The following is a 13546-nucleotide window of genomic DNA, read 5'->3' as shown; positions in this document are numbered from 1 at the left end:
CGCTCGGCTGATCGGTCGCTTAAGGTCGGTCGGTCGGCGCGGTGCCCGGCGGAATGGAAATCCCGAGTCAACCATCGTTTATACACCTGCACGTGTTTTCCGCTTTCGGTCAGGGACCCTCCTCGGTGGTCATCTGCCACCCGACGACACGCTGCGGCGCCGGACGCCGGCATCGCTCGGTCGCTACAACATCACCGCGGCGACCAGCGGGTCAGTCGCCGTGGTGGACAGCTGGCATGAAGCGTCGCCGCGGCGCTTTCGACGGCTGTAGAGCGTCTCGTGCGGGTCGTACTCGCTGGGCGTCTGTCAGCGCAGTCCACGCGGCTGGCGAATACTATGCCAATCAGCACCAGCCGATTATCGCCTCGAGGCTTGCCGTGGCTCTTGGGGAGCAACGGTTGCAGCCGCTCGCTCTGCTCTAGCGTCAGCCAAACAGGTCGCTCAAACCCGGCCTTCTCGCGAACCCTGGATCAGATCGCGACGCTCATATCGATGGCACCTTATCCAATGGTGAGGCTAGGACGACTCACGTAGATCGTCCCCTTTCCTTCAGATCGTCCCGGTCTTCCTCATGGCAGACCGCCCGATCACGCGGGCAGCATGCCGCGGTCGCGCAGGTAGCCGAGTACCGGGAGCATCGGCATGCCGAGCACGGTGAACTGGCTGCCCTCGATGCGGCTGAACAATTGCGCGCCCGGCCCCTCGATCCGGTAGCAGCCGACGCAGCCCGCGATCGCCGGCCACTCGGCGTCGAGATAGGCGTCGACGAAGGTGTAGGACAGCGGGCGGACGAACATCTTGGCACGGTCGACGTGGCGCCACACCGGGCGGCCGTTCTCCGCGATCACCGCCGCGCTGACGAGGTCGTGGCGCTTGCCCGACATGCGCAGCAGGTGGTCGCGCGCGTCGTCGCGGCTGCGCGGCTTGTCGAGGATCGTGCCGTCGTTCAGCACCGCGAGCGAGTCGGAGCCGAGCACCAGGCGGCCGGGATGGCGCGCGGATACCTTGAGCGCCTTCAGCTCGGCGAGCGCATCGGCGACGTCGCGTGGGGGCGCGCCCGTCATCGCGGCCTTCAATGCCGCCTCGTCGGCGTAAGCCGGCTCGGCGGTGAAGGGTACGCCCGCGGCCGACAGCATGGCGGTACGCGAGGCGGACTGCGAGGCGAGGATAATGCTCAAGATATGATGCTCATGGGTATGATAAGACAGCCGTCATCGGGTCAGTCGCGCGGGCGCGCGGCGCCGCCGCGATGCTCGTTGCACAAGGAGATGATCGCCGCAGCGGTTTCTTCGATCGAGCGGCGGGTGACGTCGATTACCGGCCAGCCATTGTCGGCAAACATCCGGCGCGCGAAAGCGATCTCGCGCGCGACCGCCTCACCGTTGACGTAATCGGTTTCGGGCGCCTGGTTGAGCGACAGCAGCCGGTTGCGGCGGATCGCGATCAGCCGGTCGGCACTGGTGGTCAGGCCGACGACCAGCGGGTTCTTGAGCTGGTAGAGCAGAGGCGGCGGCGGGCTCTCGACCACCACGGGGATGTTGGCGGTCTTGTAGCCGCGGTTGGCGAGGTAGATCGAGGTCGGCGTCTTCGACGAGCGGCTGACGCCCGCGAGCACGATATCGGCCTCCTCCCACTCCTCCCAGGCGATCCCGTCGTCGTGCGCGATGGTGAACTGGATCGCGTCGACGCGCGCGAAATAGGCGGCGTCGAGCACGTGCTGGCGACCCGGACGCGCCTTTGCCTGCTGCCCGAGCAGGCCCGAGAGCGCGTCGTTGACCGGATCTAGCGGCGCGACGGTCGGCAGGCCGAGCGCGCGGCAGCGCGCCTCCAGCGCGCGGCGCGTCTGCGGATTGACCAAGGTGAAGATGACGAGGCCGGGGTTCTGCGCGATCTCCTGCAGGATGCGGTCGAGATGCGCCTCGGTGCGGACCATCGGCCAGAAATGCCGGACCGTCTCGACATCGTCATATTGCGCCAGCGCCGCCTTTGCGATGTTCTCCAGCGTCTCGCCGGTCGAGTCCGACAGCAGGTGGAGGTGGAGCCGGATCGGCACGGACGCGCTCAGGATCGAACTGTGGACAACATGGGGACGAGGGCTAGCGTAACTCGGCCGACCCGCCAACCCGGCTGCGCGGCGTGGATAACGCGGCACTTGTCCACAATCCCGTCAACGGCGCGCCGATTTATCCACAGGGTGTGAGTCGTGGTGGCGATTGAATCGAATCCCGGCGGAATCGCGGGCTCGCACGAGTCAATCTGTTGGCATTAGGTGTGCGAACGCATAATCCCCGGCGCCCACACGCCAACAACATCAACAACCCTCATTCTAGATTCTTCTATTGAAGAAGGAGTGCCCGATTGTCCGGCTCCAAGCCCCTGCTCGCGGTTCTGAAGGGCGAGACGCGCGCGCGTCCGCCGGTGTGGCTGATGCGTCAGGCCGGGCGCTACCTGCCCGAGTATCGCGCCTTGCGTGCGGAGAAGGGCGGGTTTCTCGCCCTCGCGACCGATCCTGAAGCCGCAGCCGAAGTGACGGTGCAACCGATCCGACGTTTCGGGTTCGATGGCGCGATCCTGTTCTCCGACATTCTGATGGTGCCGTGGGCGCTGGGGCAGGAGCTGACGTTCGGCGCGGGCGAAGGTCCGCGGCTGGCACCCGCGCTGGTCGAGGCCGATCTCGACGCGCTGATCCCTGACCACACGCGGCTCGATCCGGTCTACGCGACCGTCGAGCGGGTGGCGGCGATGCTGCCGGCGGAGACGACGTTCCTAGGGTTCGCCGGATCGCCGTGGACGGTCGCGACGTACATGGTGGCGGGCGCGGGATCGAAGGATCAGGGCGCGACGCGGTTGCTCGCCTATCGCGATCCGGTGCGCTTCGCGACGATCATCGAGCGGGTCGTCGCGCTGACGGTGGAATATCTGTCGCGGCAGATCGCGGCGGGTGTCGAGGCGGTGCAGCTGTTCGACAGCTGGGCGGGATCGCTCAGCCCGGCGCAGTTCGAGCGCTGGGTGATCCAGCCGAACCGCGCGATCGTCGATGCGCTGCGCGCGCGGCACCCGGGCGTGCCGATCATCGGCTTTCCCAAGGGCGCGGGCGCGAAGCTCCCCGATTACGCCGCGGGCGTCGCACCCGACGCGATCGGGTTGGACGAGACGGTCGACCCGGCCTGGGCGAACCGCGTGCTGCCCGCGGGGCTGCCGGTGCAGGGCAATCTCGACCCGCTGCTGCTGGAGGCGGGCGGCGACGCGCTGGAGCACGGCGTGCGCGCGATCCTGGCGGCGCTCGAGGGGCGGCCGCACGTGTTCAATCTGGGGCATGGCATCGGGCAGCACACGCCGATCGCGCATGTCGAACGGCTGCTCGCCGTGCTAAGGAGCTGAACCATGGAACCGGGTTTTCTGGGCGCGACCTACCTGTGGGTCAAAGCGGCGCATCTGATCTTCGTGATCTTCTGGATGGCGGGGCTGTTCATGCTGCCGCGTTACCTGGTGTATCATCAGGAGGGCTTGGCGGACGCGGCCGAGGCAGCGCGCTGGACCGAGCGCGAGAACAAGCTGCGCTCGATCATCCTGACGCCCGCGCTGGTGCTGGTGTGGGTGCTGGGCATCCTGCTCGCGATCAACGCCGGGCTGTTAGCGGGCGTGCCGGGGCTCGGCTGGCTCCATGCCAAGCTGCTGATCGTGGTGCTGCTGTCGGGCTATCACGGCTGGGCGGTCGGGTACGCGAAGAAGCTGGTGCGCGGCCGCGCGACCGTGTCGAACAAGGCGCTCAGGATGATGAACGAGGTGCCCGCGCTCGCCGTCACGCTGATCGTCATCCTGGTGATCGTGAAGCCGTTCTGATCGAAAGCCGTTCCGACCGGGTGGGCGCGCGCGGGCGCGCTTGACTTGGCTACGCACCAATCTTAGGTCGCGAGCACGGTAGAGGCGCGCCCGCGCCCTGCCGCCTCCTTCCAGCGTTTCCGCCAGCGACCATTCTCTCGCCGGAACCAGCTTCTCCCTGTTTACCCGATCGTATCGGACCGACCACCATGCACCTGAAAGACTTGAAGAAGAAGGCTCCCGCCGAGCTGGTCCAGCTGGCCGAGGAGCTGGGCGTCGAGGGCGCCTCCACGCTGCGCAAGCAGGACCTGATGTTCGCGATCCTGAAGGTTCAGGCGGAGAACGGCGAGCAGATCATGGGCGAGGGCACGATCGAGGTGCTGACCGACGGGTTCGGTTTCCTGCGCTCGGCACAGGCGAACTATCTCGCCGGCCCCGACGACATCTACGTCAGCCCGAACCAGGTGCGGAAGCACGGGCTGCGCACCGGCGACACGGTCGAGGGCGAGATTCGCGGTCCGAAGGACGGCGAGCGCTATTTCGCGCTGGTGAAGATCACCCAGGTCAATTTCGAGGACCCCGACCGCGTGCGCCAGCGGGTCAACTTCGACAACCTCACCCCGCTGTACCCCGAGGAGCGGCTGAAGCTGGAGATCGAGGACCCGACGATCAAGGACAAGTCGGGCCGCGTGCTCGACGTCGTCGCGCCGCTCGGCAAGGGGCAGCGCTGCCTGATCGTGGCGCCGCCGCGCGTCGGCAAGACGATCATGATGCAGAACATCGCGCGCGCGATCTCGCTCAACCACCCCGAGGTGTTCCTGATCGTGCTGCTGATCGACGAGCGGCCCGAGGAAGTCACCGACATGCAGCGCACGGTCAATGGCGAGGTCGTGTCGTCGACCTTCGACGAGCCGGCGACGCGCCACGTCCAGGTCGCCGAGATGGTGATCGAGAAGGCCAAGCGGCTGGTCGAGCACAAGAAGGATGTGGTGATCCTGCTCGACAACATCACGCGCCTGGGCCGCGCCTACAACACGGTCGTCCCGAGTTCGGGCAAGGTGCTGACCGGCGGCGTCGACGCGAACGCGCTGCAGCGGCCGAAGCGCTTCTTCGGTGCGGCGCGCAACATTGAGGAGGGCGGCAGCCTCACCATCATCTCGACCTCGCTGATCGACACCGGCAGCCGGATGGACGAGGTGATCTTCGAGGAGTTCAAGGGCACCGGCAACGCGGAGATCGTGCTCGACCGCAAGGTGTCGGACAAGCGCATCTTCCCGGCGATCGACGTGTCCAAGTCGGGCACGCGCAAGGAGGAGCTGCTGGTCGACAAGGGGCAGCTCAGCAAGATGTGGGTGCTGCGTCGCATCCTGATGCAGATGGGCACCGTCGACGCGATGGAGTTCCTGCTCGGCAAGATGAAGGATTCGAAGACCAACGCCGATTTCTTTGACAGCATGAACCAGTAATTGAGTGCGGCCTGCCGCGTGCCGCGGCAGGCCTCGCACCGGTTCGGCCGGCGAGTGCGTGAAACGTACCCGACCGACGACGCGGGCTTCGCCCGCGGCGCACATCCCCTCGCCTCCCTTCATCCGTGTCGAACCACGTCCGTCGGCTCACCGGACGGATCATCGGTCAGGATAGTGCGTCTGACCCGCTTGGCGCGCGCGGCGGTTGCGCTATGACGCAACTCATGAACCGGGAGCTGCCAGCGTGATCCTCGCCACCATCCTATCCGTCGCAGGCGTAGCCGGGCCGGGGTCGCTGTCTGACATCTGGAGCCACGTCGTCGCCGATTTCTCCAACCTGGGCGAGCCCGCCGCACTGGCCGCGTTCGGGCAGGTGCTGCTGATCGACCTGGTGCTGGCGGGGGACAATGCGATCGTCGTCGGCGCGCTGGCGGCGGGGCTGCCCGCGGCGGATCGGCGCAAGGTGATCGGGATCGGGATCGGCGCGGCGCTGGTGCTGCGCATCTTCTTCGCGTTGATCGTCACTTGGCTGATGGGGATCGTCGGGCTGATCTTCGCGGGCGGATTGCTGCTGCTGTGGGTCAGCTGGAAGTTCTGGCGCGAGATCCGCGAGGGCGGCGCGCACGAGGGCGAGGAAGTGTCGGGCCTGCGTCCGGCCAAAAGCTTCGCCGCGGCGGCGTGGGCGGTGACGGTCGCCGACGTGTCGATGAGCCTCGACAACGTGCTGGCGGTCGCGGGCGCGGCGCGCGAGCACCCGGGTATCCTCGTCATTGGTTTGCTGCTGTCGGTGGCGCTGATGGGGCTGGCGGCGAACTTCATCGCGCGGATCATCAACAAGTACCGCTGGATCGCGTACATCGGCCTCGCCGTGATCGTGTTCGTCGCGGGCAAGATGATCTACGAGGGGTGGACCGGCACCGCGGAGACGGCGGGGATCATCTCGCTGTTCTAAGCCGGGGCCATATTGGTCGGTGAGCGGATCGGTCGGGGTTCACGGCGCGTTCAATGCCGCCGTGCCATCAACGGCCGATCATTCAATCACCGGAGCGTCCCATCGTGAAAGCCTTTCTGCCGCTCGCCGTCCTCGCCGCGACCGTGGTCCCTGCCGCGGCGCAGAGCGGCGACCTGGCGGCGGTGCAGCGGCACCTGTCGGCGGTCAACACCATGACCGCCGGGTTCAGCCAGACCGATCGCAACGGACAGGTGCTGACGGGGACGCTGACACTGAAGAAGCCGGGCAAGATCCGGTTCCAGTACCAGAAGGGCGTGCCGATCCTGATCGTCGGCGATGGCAAGGCGCTGACCTTCATAGATTATTCGGTCCGGCAGGTGCAGCGCTGGCCGATCGGCAACTCGCCGCTGGGTGTGCTGCTCGACCCCAACAAGGATATCTCACGCTTCGCCAAGATCGTGCCGAGCAGCGATCCACGCGTGGTGACGGTCGACGGCTACGACCCGAAGCACCCGGAATACGGGCGCATCACTTTGGTGTTCGCGCGCGACGCGGGCGCGCCCGCCGGGTTGATGCTGCAGGGCTGGGTGCAGCTCGACGCGCAGGGCAACCGCACCACGATCCGGCTGTCCAACCAGAAGTTCAACCAGCCGGTGAGCGACGGAACGTTCCGCTGGAACGACCCGCGGAGGCAGGGGCGCGCGGGTTGACGCGGTTTCTTGCAATTCCGTTCATCGCAGCGACAGGCGCGTGCGCCTAGAAACGTCCCTGCGGTCGTGGGGGCCTGGCGGGGATTTTTCCCCCTGTTGCCCCGCCCCTCCACGGTCCCCTGCGTGACGAACGACAGGTCGGCCCTCGCTCCTCGCCCCCGGAGCGAGGGCCATTCTGCGAATGGGCCAATGAATTGGCCCATGAGCACGGCCGGCGGGCCGCGAGGCCCGTCCGACGACGCGGGCTCTGCCCGCGGGGGGCCCCCACAACCATCTCGGCGTCGCGAAGAAGCGGGAGCCCGGGATGAAGGTGGAAAGCCTCCCTCCCCTTGGCAGCGCCTCCCCCGCGGCGCTACACGGCGCGCGTGAAGATCGTGTCCTGGAACATCAACTCGGTGCGGTTCCGCATCGACATCGTGGAGCAATTCCTGCGTGAGGCGCAGCCCGACGTGCTGTGTCTGCAGGAAACCAAGGTGATCGACGCCGACTTCCCGGTCGAGACGTTCCGCGCCGCTGGTTACGAGCACGTCATTCTGCACGGGCAGCGGATGCACCACGGCGTCGCGATCGTCGCGCGGGTGCCGGTGGTGGAGGACGACCGGCTCGACTGGCAGGCGAACAAGGAAGCGCGGCACCTGGGCGTGCGGCTGCCGAACGGCGTGCGGATCGAGAACGTCTACGTGCCCGCGGGGGGCGACGTGCCCGATCGCGCGGTCAATCCGAAGTTCGGGCAGAAGCTCGACTTCGTCGAGCGGATGACGCGCTGGTCGGAAGGGCTCGATTGCCCGACGATTCTGACGGGCGACTTCAACATCGCCCCCCTGCCCGCCGACGTGTGGAGCCACAAGGCGCTGCTGAAGGTCGTCAGCCACACGCCGGTCGAGGTCGAGGCGCTCGACGCGCTGAAGGCGTCGAACACCTGGGTCGATCTCGGGCGGCACTTCCACCCGGCACCGGCGCGGCTGCACACCTGGTGGAGCTACCGCTCGCCCGACTGGACCAAGAACGATCGCGGGCGGCGGCTGGATCACATGTGGGCGACCGCCGACGTCGCGGCGCAGGCGCGCGCACACACGGTGTTCGAGGATTGCCGCAGCTGGTTGAAGCCGAGCGACCACGTGCCGATCATGACCGAGTTCGATTGGTGAGCGCGCGCGCCGCGGCCAAGGCGATCGACGCGCTGCGCCGCGGCTGGGGAATCGCGATCCACGCCGCGGGCGAGGCGCCGCTGGTACTGTTGGCGATCGAGACCGCGGACGAGGCGCGGTTGCGCGACTTCGCGGGCGACGATTACGGCATCCTGATCTCGAGCGGGCGGGCGGAGACGCTAAAATTGCTCAACCAGCGCGCGTCGGGCGACCCCGACCAGCCGGTGCTGATCGAGCGCGCGCCGTGGTTCGACATGGCGCTGGCGACCGCGATCGCCGACCCGCAGCGCGACCTGGCGACGCCGATGAAGGGGCCGTTCCGCACATTGGAGAACGACCGACCGGTCGCGACCGCGGCGGCGCTGCAACTGGCGCGGATCGCGGGGTTGCTGCCGGCCTTCTTCACCGACGGGCGCGACCCGGAGGTGACGATCACCCCCGCGGATATCGCCGCGCACGAGGATGCCGCGCGATTGTCGATAGCGGTGCGCGCCAAATTGCCGGTCGACGGGGCGGAGGACGCGGAGATCGTCGCCTTCCGCTCGCCCGAGAGCGCGGACGAGCATGTCGCGCTGCTGATCGGGACACCGAACGGGCGCGCGCCGGTGGTCCGGCTGCACAGCGAGTGCCTGACCGGCGACGTGCTCGGCAGCCTAAAATGCGACTGCGGGCCGCAGCTGCACGCCGCGATCCACGCGATCGAGGGGAGCGGCTGGGGCATCCTGCTATACCTGAGGCAGGAGGGACGCGGGATCGGGTTGATCAACAAGCTGCGCGCCTACGCGCTGCAGGATCAGGGCTTCGATACGGTGGACGCGAACACCAGGCTGGGCTTCGCGATCGACGCGCGCGATTTCGGCGTCGCGGCGCGGATGCTGACGCTGCTGGGCCAGAGCGCGGTGCGATTGCTGACCAACAATCCGGCCAAGGTCGCGGGGTTGGAGGCGGCGGGGGTGCGCGTGATCGAGCGCGTGGCGCACTTCCTGCCGGCGAACCCGCACAACGAGCGCTACCTGGCGACCAAGCGCGACCGGACGGGGCATCAGCTCTGACCGATGCGCCGACGCTGATCGTGGTGTTCGGCGCGGCGGTGCGCGCCGACGGGCGGCCGAGCGGCGCGCTGGCGGGGCGGATTGCGCTGGCAAGGCGGCTGGCGCTGGATGATCCGTCGGCGATCGTGTTCTGCTCCGGCGCGGTCGGGCGCGCGAGGCCGTCGGAAGCGTCGGTGATCGCGGAATCCTTGCGCGACGTGGTGGCGGGCGAGCGGCTGGTGCTCGACGAGGTGAGCCGTGACACTTTGCAGACCGCGCGGGCGGCAGCCTGCTATGCAAAGGCGAATGGCGTCAGGCGTGCGGTCGCGTGTACCGACAATTGGCATCAGCCGCGCGCGCGCATGCTGCTGTGGATGTTCGGCGTGCGCGAGGCACGAGGCGCGTGGATGACGCACCGCGCACAGCCGATCCGGCTACGCGCGCGTAATTACGCGCGCGAGGCGGTGGCGCTGCCGTACGACGCGGTCGCCGGTGCTTGGGCGTCGACCGGTGCGCGCGTCACGCGATGAGCGCGCCGACCTCCGCAAAGTCGCGCGCGACCGCGTCGACGCCGATGGCGCGCAACCGGTCGGCGTGGTCGGGCGCGCAGTGCGTCCCGGCGACCAGCCCGATGACGTAGCCGCCGCTCGCCACCGCCCCGGTCGCGCCGACGGGCGAGTCCTCCAGGATCGCGCAATCCCCGATCCTGACGCCGAGCCGCTCGGCACCGTAGAGGTAGAGGTCAGGCGCGGGCTTGCCGCGAGCAACGTGCTCAGCGCCCGAGTAGACGTGGTCGCCGAACATGTCGGTGAGGCCGAGATGCGCCAGATGCGCGTGGAGCCAGCGCGTGTTGCTCGACGACACCACTGCTATGGGCAGATGGGCGGGCAGGGAGCGGACGAAGGCGACCGCGCCGGCCACCTCCTCGATCCCCTCGGCGATGCAGCGCGCATCCTCGGCGGCGCGCGCGTCGTGGAAGGCGGCGGGCAGCGGTCCGCCGATCCAGCGCTCCACCGCGCCGCGGAAATCCGCGCCCGACAGCCCCATGAAGTTGGCCATCGACTGTTCGGGGGTGGTCGGGTGACCGATGCCGGTCAGAAACTGCGCGATCTGACGGTTGCCGGCGGCCTCGCTCTCGATCAGCACGCCGTCGAAGTCGAACAGGAGTGCCGCGAAACGGCACGGGATCGATCCGGGGGATCGATCCCCTCGCGGCGCTCCGGCGGATTTCACGCGCGCGCTCCGAACAGCGCGGAGCCGACGCGGACGTGCGTCGCGCCGAGCGTCACCGCGGTCTCGTAATCGTCCGACATGCCCATGCTGAGCCCGACGAGGCCGTGGTCGCGCGCGATCTTCGCCAGCAGCGCAAAATATGGTGCGGCTTCCAGCCCGGCGGGCGGCAGGCACATCAGCCCCGCGACGGGCAAATCGGCGCCGCGCGCCTCGGCGAGCAAGGCGGGAAGGTCGGGGAGCGCGCACCCGCCCTTCTGCGGCTCGTCGCCGATGTTGACCTGAAGGAAGCAGTCGGGACGGCGATCCTCCTGCTCCATCGCGCGGGAGAGCGCGGTGACGAGCGAGGAACGGTCGACCGCGTGGATCGCGTCGGCGAGCGCCACGGCGTCGCGCGCCTTGTTCGATTGCAGCTGCCCGATCAGGTGGAGGCGGGTGTCGGGAAACCGCTCGCGCAGGGCGGGCCATTTCTCCTGCGCTTCGGCGACGCGGTTCTCGCCGAAGTCGCGCTGCCCGGCGGTGAGCAGCGGCTCGATCGCGGCGGCCGGGTGGGTCTTCGACACCGCGATCAGCGTGACCGCGGCGGGTGCGCGCCGCGCGATAGTCGCGGCCTTGTCGATGCGCGCGCGGATGTCGGCGAGGCGGTCGGCGACGGGTCGGTCGTCTGGCGCGACGCGCCTGGGTGGGCGCGGGATCTGCGAGGGTTCGTCGAAGGGCATCGCGCGGGCTATAGGTCGGGGGATGGAGCCCCGCCACCCCTGCTACCAGTCGACGCGCCACCTGCCGACGCGCTGGTTGATGACCGACGAGCGGATGGCGGATGGGCTGTGGCGCGCGCTGGCGCGGCTGCCGCGCGGCGGGGGCGTGGTTTTCCGGCACTACTCGCTGTTGCCGCGTGAGCGACGGCGGTTGTTCGCGCGGGTGCGGCGGGTGGCGCTGCGGCGCGGGCTGGTGCTGGTGCGCGCAGGTCAGATGCGGATGCCGGGCGAGGTGGGGACGCACGCGCGGCGGGGATCAGGATTGGTGACGTGGCCGGTGCACGACATCGGCGAAGCACGCGCCGCGCGGCGCGTGGGTGCGGACGCGGTGTTTGTCTCACCGGTGTTCGCGACGCGGTCGCATCCGGGCGCGGCGGGGCTGGGCGAGCGTCGCGCGCGCGTCATCGGACGCGCGGCGGGCGTTCCGATCATCGCTTTGGGTGGGGTGAGCGACGCGCGGTTCAGGCGTCTGCGCGGCTTTCACGGCTACGCCGCGATCGACGCCTGGCTGGCGTAGCGCCCGATCAGAAGCGGAAGGCGGTGCCCACGTAGACCGCTTGGCTGTCGCGGCGATCGTCCTCGCGCCGAGTCAGCCGCTCGCGCTCGCTCTTGTAGCGCATGCCCGCGGTCAGATCGATGTTGCGCGTGATGGAGTAGGAGCCGCCGAGGTCGAGCGCGTAGCTCGGACGCTCCGCCACGAGGGCCGGCGTGCCCGCGAGCGCGCGGTCGGCGGTGGCGCGCAGCTGCCCGGAGACGCGGTTGCCGGCGTAGCTGAGCGAAACGTCCGACGTCTCGCGTCCACCCGGCACCGAGACGAGGTCGACCTTGGCGGTGTCGCCGGTAACGGCGAAGCGCTTCCACCCGACCGACACGCCGAGGTTGTACGCGATCGGTGCCGGACCGACGGTCGGCGCGGCGACCGCGGCCACGCGGGTCTCGGTCGGCGGCGTGAGCGTCGAGCGCGCGCGCACCGCAACGGTGACCGAGCGGCTGCCGCTGCGCGATTCGGTAGGAGTGAAGCGGAAGCTGCTGGCGTCGAGCCCGCTGCGCGCGAAAAGGGCGGCGAGCTTGGGATCGGCGGCGGCGGGAGTGAAGGAGCCGGCAACACGCGGTGCGACGAAGCGCTTGACCGAGCGCGGTGCCGTCTCGGCCGCACCGAAGGCGGGCGCGACGGCAAAGGCGAGCGCCGCGCAGGCGACCCCCATGCTGCCAACCATGACCCGACGTGCGTTCACGACAAAACCCCTCAACGGCGATCTACGCCGCCCCGGAGAAGCGACCTAGCAGCTTTGTGTTCCGTGTCCATTACTCCGACTGGCGAATCCGCCGGAGTGTTGCGGAATCGGCACAGGCGAGCGGTCCGTGTCCATCCTTGCCGCGCCCTTGCCACGACGGTAGAGATAGGCATGCCGTGCGCCGTTCAAAGGCGCGAGTTTTCCAAGGATCCTGCCATGTTTCGCCGTTCGCGTGTCGCATTTGGCCTCTGCGCCGCCCTCGCCGCCACGTCCGTGCTGGGGGGATGCAGCACTGGGGGCGGCAAGCGCCCGAGCGCCGACCTGGCGGCGTCGCGCGTCACGACGATCGGCGTCAACAGCTACCTGTGGCGCGCGACGCTCGACGCGCTGAGCTTCATGCCGCTGCTCCAGACCGATTCCAACGGCGGGGTCGTGGTGACCGACTGGTACGTCAACCCGCAGCTGCCGACCGAGCGGATGAAGGTGACGGTGTCGATCCTCGACCAGGACCTGCGCGCCGACGCGGTGCGCGTCGCGGCGCTGCGCGAGGTGAACCGCGGCGGTCAGTGGGTGTCCGCGCCGGTGGCCGCCGCGACGACGCAGAAGCTGGAGGACATCATCCTGACCAAGGCGCGTGACTTGCGCCGCGGGTCGGTGACCGGCTGAGCGACGCGACACTGATGGCCAACCGGTTCAATGCCCTGAAGGCGGACGCGCACTGGCAGGGGGTGTGGGACGAGCGCCGCACCTTCGCCGCCGACGACAACAGCGCCAAGCCCAAAAGCTACGTGCTCGAGATGTTCCCCTATCCGTCGGGGAAGATCCACATGGGGCACGTGCGCAACTACACGATGGGCGACGTGCTAGCGCGCTATCGCCGAATGACTGGTCACGAGGTGCTCCACCCGATGGGGTGGGACGCGTTCGGGATGCCGGCCGAGAATGCCGCGATGGAGAAGGGCGTTCACCCGGGCAATTGGACGCGGGCGAACATCGCGACGATGAAGGCGCAGTTGAAGCGCCTCGGCTTCGCGCTCGACTGGACGCGCGAGTTGGCGACGTGCGAGCCCGATTATTACGGGCACGAGCAGGCGCTGTTTCTCGCTTTCTACGAGGCAGGGCTGGTGTATCGCAAGGAGTCGGCGGTCAACTGGGACCCGGTCGACATGACCGTGCTCGCCAACGAGCAGGTGA

Annotated in this window: 16 protein-coding genes; 11 read left to right on the top strand and 5 right to left on the bottom strand. The window is 68.7% G+C overall.

Annotated features, from left to right (window positions below; genetic code table 11):
- Nucleotides 1-587 precede the first annotated feature (587 nt).
- Nucleotides 588-1178 carry a Maf family protein gene (locus ACFDS6_RS07355; RefSeq protein WP_375271478.1) on the bottom strand — a complete coding sequence of 197 codons (591 nt, stop codon included), beginning with the start codon at nt 1176-1178 and terminating at the stop codon, nt 588-590.
- A 41-nt stretch (nt 1179-1219) separates the two neighbouring features.
- Nucleotides 1220-2047 (bottom strand): pyruvate, water dikinase regulatory protein, encoded by an 828-nt coding sequence (locus ACFDS6_RS07350; protein WP_375271541.1) that lies wholly within the window; start codon nt 2045-2047, stop codon nt 1220-1222.
- A 311-nt stretch (nt 2048-2358) separates the two neighbouring features.
- On the opposite strand from ACFDS6_RS07350, the gene hemE reads away from it, so the two are divergent.
- From hemE to ACFDS6_RS07310, 8 genes are all read left to right on the top strand, one after another.
- Nucleotides 2359-3381: a uroporphyrinogen decarboxylase gene (gene hemE / locus ACFDS6_RS07345; RefSeq protein WP_375271477.1), complete on the top strand. Its 1023-nt coding sequence runs from the start codon at nt 2359-2361 to the stop codon at nt 3379-3381.
- 3 nt (nt 3382-3384) lie between these two features.
- On the top strand, nt 3385-3843 hold the full coding sequence (locus ACFDS6_RS07340) for a CopD family protein (RefSeq protein WP_375271476.1): 459 nt from the start codon (nt 3385-3387) through the stop codon (nt 3841-3843).
- Nucleotides 3844-4031: 188 nt separating this feature from the next.
- Entirely contained in the window at nt 4032-5288 is a 1257-nt protein-coding gene (gene rho / locus ACFDS6_RS07335) for a transcription termination factor Rho (protein ID WP_375271475.1), read from the top strand.
- 244 nt (nt 5289-5532) lie between these two features.
- Entirely contained in the window at nt 5533-6240 is a 708-nt protein-coding gene (locus ACFDS6_RS07330) for a YjbE family putative metal transport protein (protein WP_375271474.1), read from the top strand.
- 104 nt (nt 6241-6344) lie between these two features.
- Nucleotides 6345-6950, top strand: a complete 606-nt coding sequence (locus ACFDS6_RS07325; RefSeq protein ID WP_375271473.1) for an outer membrane lipoprotein carrier protein LolA — start codon at nt 6345-6347, stop codon at nt 6948-6950.
- A gap of 365 nt (nt 6951-7315) precedes the next feature.
- Nucleotides 7316-8098, top strand: coding sequence for an exodeoxyribonuclease III (locus ACFDS6_RS07320; protein WP_375271472.1), 783 nt, complete (start codon nt 7316-7318; stop codon nt 8096-8098).
- Nucleotides 8092-9150: a GTP cyclohydrolase II gene (gene ribA / locus ACFDS6_RS07315; RefSeq protein WP_375271471.1), complete on the top strand. Its 1059-nt coding sequence runs from the start codon at nt 8092-8094 to the stop codon at nt 9148-9150. The genes ACFDS6_RS07320 and ribA overlap by 7 nt, the downstream gene beginning before the upstream one ends.
- A gap of 23 nt (nt 9151-9173) precedes the next feature.
- Entirely contained in the window at nt 9174-9659 is a 486-nt protein-coding gene (locus ACFDS6_RS07310) for a YdcF family protein (RefSeq protein ID WP_375271470.1), read from the top strand.
- On the opposite strand, the gene ACFDS6_RS07305 is transcribed toward ACFDS6_RS07310, so the two are convergent.
- Together ACFDS6_RS07305 and ACFDS6_RS07300 are read right to left on the bottom strand one after the other, a co-directional pair.
- Nucleotides 9649-10362: an HAD family hydrolase gene (locus ACFDS6_RS07305; protein ID WP_375271469.1), complete on the bottom strand. Its 714-nt coding sequence runs from the start codon at nt 10360-10362 to the stop codon at nt 9649-9651. The genes ACFDS6_RS07310 and ACFDS6_RS07305 overlap by 11 nt on opposite strands.
- On the bottom strand, nt 10359-11078 hold the full coding sequence (locus ACFDS6_RS07300; protein ID WP_375271468.1) for a YggS family pyridoxal phosphate-dependent enzyme: 720 nt from the start codon (nt 11076-11078) through the stop codon (nt 10359-10361). The genes ACFDS6_RS07305 and ACFDS6_RS07300 overlap by 4 nt, the downstream gene beginning before the upstream one ends.
- A 22-nt stretch (nt 11079-11100) precedes the next feature.
- Between ACFDS6_RS07300 and ACFDS6_RS07295 the strand changes: the two genes are divergently transcribed.
- Complete coding sequence (locus ACFDS6_RS07295) at nt 11101-11634, top strand: thiamine phosphate synthase (RefSeq protein ID WP_375271467.1); 534 nt, start codon at nt 11101-11103, stop codon at nt 11632-11634.
- A gap of 7 nt (nt 11635-11641) precedes the next feature.
- On the opposite strand, the gene ACFDS6_RS07290 is transcribed toward ACFDS6_RS07295, so the two are convergent.
- Entirely contained in the window at nt 11642-12352 is a 711-nt protein-coding gene (locus ACFDS6_RS07290; protein ID WP_375271466.1) for a hypothetical protein, read from the bottom strand.
- A 216-nt stretch (nt 12353-12568) separates the two neighbouring features.
- Between ACFDS6_RS07290 and ACFDS6_RS07285 the strand changes: the two genes are divergently transcribed.
- Nucleotides 12569-13018 carry a DUF3576 domain-containing protein gene (locus ACFDS6_RS07285; protein ID WP_375271465.1) on the top strand — a complete coding sequence of 150 codons (450 nt, stop codon included), beginning with the start codon at nt 12569-12571 and terminating at the stop codon, nt 13016-13018.
- A 14-nt stretch (nt 13019-13032) separates the two neighbouring features.
- The coding region (locus ACFDS6_RS07280) for a class I tRNA ligase family protein (protein ID WP_375271464.1) at nt 13033-13546 on the top strand (514 nt) is incomplete at its 3' end.

Origin of the sequence: Sphingomonas sp. (assembly GCF_042095875.1) — a bacterium.
Taxonomy (GTDB): Bacteria; Pseudomonadota; Alphaproteobacteria; order Sphingomonadales; family Sphingomonadaceae; genus Sphingomonas.
Note: the sequence above shows the minus strand (reverse complement) of the source record. Positions and strands in the feature narration are given on the sequence as shown.

Bases quoted from the DNA above. Each gene is read 5' to 3' on its own strand.
- ACFDS6_RS07340 (WP_375271476.1), top strand. From the start codon at position 3,385: ATGGAACCGGGTTTTCTGGGCGCGACCTACCTGTGGGTCAAAGCGGCG.
- rho (WP_375271475.1), top strand. From the start codon at position 4,032: ATGCACCTGAAAGACTTGAAGAAGAAGGCTCCCGCCGAGCTGGTCCAG.
- ACFDS6_RS07300 (WP_375271468.1), bottom strand. From the start codon at position 11,078: ATGCCCTTCGACGAACCCTCGCAGATCCCGCGCCCACCCAGGCGCGTC.
- ACFDS6_RS07295 (WP_375271467.1), top strand. From the start codon at position 11,101: ATGGAGCCCCGCCACCCCTGCTACCAGTCGACGCGCCACCTGCCGACG.
- ACFDS6_RS07285 (WP_375271465.1), top strand. From the start codon at position 12,569: ATGTTTCGCCGTTCGCGTGTCGCATTTGGCCTCTGCGCCGCCCTCGCC.